At 74.3% G+C, this 3,034-nt stretch carries 3 protein-coding genes and 1 pseudogene; 2 read left to right on the top strand and 2 right to left on the bottom strand.

From position 1 onward, the window contains the following. Both DW309_RS05165 and DW309_RS05160 read left to right on the top strand, forming a co-directional pair. The coding region (locus tag DW309_RS05165; RefSeq protein WP_136044758.1) for a DUF3418 domain-containing protein at window positions 1-912 on the top strand (912 nt) is incomplete at its 5' end. 45 nt (window positions 913-957) lie between these two features. Continuing rightward, window positions 958-1,902: a quinone oxidoreductase family protein gene (locus DW309_RS05160; protein WP_136030971.1), complete on the top strand. Its 945-nt coding sequence runs from the start codon at window positions 958-960 to the stop codon at window positions 1,900-1,902. A gap of 75 nt (window positions 1,903-1,977) precedes the next feature. Here DW309_RS05160 and DW309_RS05155 read toward each other — a convergent pair whose 3' ends face one another. Both DW309_RS05155 and DW309_RS05150 read right to left on the bottom strand, forming a co-directional pair. Further along, window positions 1,978-2,670: an alkylhydroperoxidase domain protein gene (locus tag DW309_RS05155; RefSeq protein WP_240753126.1), complete on the bottom strand. Its 693-nt coding sequence runs from the start codon at window positions 2,668-2,670 to the stop codon at window positions 1,978-1,980. After that, window positions 2,667-3,034, bottom strand: a pseudogene (locus tag DW309_RS05150) (CMD domain protein); the annotation flags it as partial. The pseudogene DW309_RS05150 and the gene DW309_RS05155, both read right to left, overlap by 4 nt.

The following is a 3,034-nucleotide window of genomic DNA, read 5'->3' as shown; positions in this document are numbered from 1 at the left end:
GCCGAGCGCGTCGCGGCCGCCCCGGTGGAGCAGACCGGGCTGACCGCGTGGACCTTCGGCGACCTGCCCGAGGTGCTCGACACCCGGGTCGCCGGCGGCGTCGTGCGCGGCTACCCGGCGATCGTCGACGCGGGCAAGAGCGTCTCCGTACGCGTGGAGGCGACCGCGGAGGCCGCCGCGACCGCGACCAGGGACGGCGTGCTCCGGCTGGTGCTGCTCACGGTGCCCTCGCCGTCGTCGTACGTGCAGGAGCATCTGACGAGCCAGGAGAAGCTGGCGCTCGCGGCGTCGCCGTATCCCTCCGCCGCGGCGCTGATCGAAGACGCCAGGGCCGCGGTCGCCCGCCGCGTGATCGACGCGTCGACCGGAGGGCCGGACGGCGCCGGTCGCGGGATCGTGCGCACGGAGGCCGCGTTCGCCCGCGTCCGGGAGGCGGTGTCGGCGGTGCTCGTGGACGAGCTGTTCGCCGCCGTGTCCCTGGTGGCGCGGATCCTGGTCAAGGCGCGCGAGGTCGAGCGGGGCATCAAGGCGCAGAACTCCCTGGCGCTGCTCGGACCGCTGAACGACATCCGCACGCAGCTGAGCGGTCTGCTGCACCCCGGGTTCGTGTCGGCGGCGGGCATCGACCGGCTCGCGCACTACCCCCGCTACCTCGACGGCATGCTCGACCGCCTGAAGACGCTGGCGAACGAGCCGGGCAAGGACCGGGCGCGGCTGACCGAGTTCGAGCGCATGGCGACCGCGTTCACCGAGGCGGGCGGCACGATCCCGCTGCCGACCGACGCGCCGCCGACGCTGGTGGAGGTGCGGTGGCTGCTGGAGGAGTACCGCGTGAGCGTGTTCGCGCAGCGCCTCGGCACCGCGCAGCCGGTCTCGCCGCAGCGGATCATGAAGGCGCTGTCCGGGCGCTGATCCTGCCCGGGCGCTGACGGTGTCCTCCCCGGGTAGCCTGGGGTCATGGCCAGCGCGATCGTCTACACCGAGTTCGGCTCCCCCGATGTCCTGCACCTGATGGAGGTGCCCGATCCCGTCGCCGTGCGCGGCGAGGCCGTGGTGCGCATCGAGGCCGCCGGCGCGAACCCCATCGACGCGAAGCTGCGCAGCGGCAAGCGTCCGTCACCGCCGATCACCGAACCGCGGGGCGTCGGCTTCGACGGCGCGGGCGTGGTGGAGGTGCTCGGCGAGGGCGTCGACGGGCTGGAGGTGGGCGACCGCGTCGCGATCCGTGACACGGTCGGCACGTACGCCTCGGCGCTCGCGGTCGAGGCCGACAAGCTGGTGAAGCTCCCCGACGCGGTGACCGCGGCCGAGGGCGCCGCGATCGGCATCCCCGCCGGCACCGCGTATCAGGCGCTGCGCTCGCTCGGCGTGACCGCGGGCGACGTGCTCCTGGTGCACGGCGGCTCCGGCTCGGTGGGTCAGGCGGCGGTGCAGTTCGCGGTGGCCGGCGGCGCGACCGTGATCGCCACCGCGAGCCCCGCCCGGCATGAGCAGCTGCGCGAGCTCGGTGCCCTCCCCGTCGCATACGGAGACGGCCTGCTCGACCGCGTGCGCGCGGCCGCTCCGTCGCCCGTCACGGTGGCGCTCGACTGCGCGGGCACGGACGAGGCCATCGAGACCTCGCTCGCCCTGGTGCCCGACCGCGACCGCATCGCCACGATCGTGCGCGGCCCCGACGCCGCCGACTTCGGCATCCGCGCGTTCTCGGGCGGCTCCCCCGTCCCGCTCACGGAGCAGGAGCTCGCCTGGCGCGCCGAAGCCCTGGAGAAGACCGTGGAGCTGCTCGCATCGGGCGACTTCACGATCGAGCTCGGCCCGGAGCTCCCGCTCGCCGAGGCGGCCCGGGCCCATGAGCTCATGGAATCCGGCGCCGCCTCGGGCAAGATCATCCTGGTGCCGTAGCCATCATCCTGGTGCCGTAGCCATCACCCTGGTGCCATAGCCATCACCCTGGTGCCAGAGCCGGGGCCGCCCGGCTCAGGCCGGAGCCACGGGTCGACCGAGCGACAGCATCAGCCGGTTCGCCCAGTTGAAGAACGCGGCGCCGTGCACCACGTCGGCGATCTCGCCGTCGTCGAGCCCCGCGGATCGCAGAAGCGCGATGTGGTCGGGCCCGAACGCGCTGGGCGTCTCGGTCAGCGCGACGGACGCGGCGACGATCGCGTTCCACCGCTCGCCGAGGTCGGCGGACACGCCCTCGTCGAGCAGCCGGTCCACGTCGTCCTGCCGCTTGCTGTGATGGGCCGCGAAGCGCGAGTGCACCGAGGCGCAGAACACGCAGCCGTTGCGCCGCGAGGCCGCGGTGGCCGCCAGCTCACGATCGGCCCTGGGCAGTCCGTCGGCGACGTTGTAGAAGATGTCCTTGTCGACCAGGGTGCGCGCCCGGAGCACCTCGGGGTCGCGCGCGAGCAGACGGAAGTAGTCGTTCTTGGCGCGAGCGGCGTCGACCAAGCCGTCATAGTGCCGCTCGGTCAGCTCGTCCTCCGCGAGCGGGGGCAGGTGCGGCGTCCACCCGACCTCGGCGCGCGTGAACCCGTGCGGGTGCGGGGCGTCGTCGTGTCGGAGCACGGTGTCGGCGGTGGCGGGCTCGGTGGTGGTGTCGGGCTCGGTGGTGTCGGCGGTGTCGGGCTCGGTGGTGTCGGGGTCGGTGGTGTCGTCGGTGGTGGTCATGCGGCCTCCTCCTCGGTGGACGCGGCGGTGGGGTCGGTGGTGGCGGTGGTGGCGGCGGCGGTGGTGGCGGTGGTGGCGGTGGTGGTGGCGGTCGCGAGTCCGGCGGCGGCGAGCACGCGGAGCCCGGTCACGACGCGCTGCTGGAACGCCAGGAACGACACGAGCTGCGACACCGTGACGATGCCGTCGGGCGTCCACCCCGCGTCGAGCAGGCGGCCCAGGTCGGCGGCCGAGGCCTCGCGCGGCCGCAGCACCAGCAGGTGCGCGTGGGCGAGCGCGGCGGCCAGTCGCCCGCCCAGAGCGTCCGTGGCGGTGGCGTCCGGCGCATACCTCAGCCCGTCGGTGCTCTCCCCCTGGAGCCCGG

Source organism: Microbacterium sp. K41 (genome assembly GCF_004794395.1).
In the GTDB taxonomy this organism is placed as follows: Bacteria; Actinomycetota; Actinomycetes; order Actinomycetales; family Microbacteriaceae; genus Microbacterium; species Microbacterium sufflavum.
The sequence above is the reverse complement of the archived record's forward strand: the minus strand, read 5'-3'. Positions and strand labels throughout refer to the sequence as shown.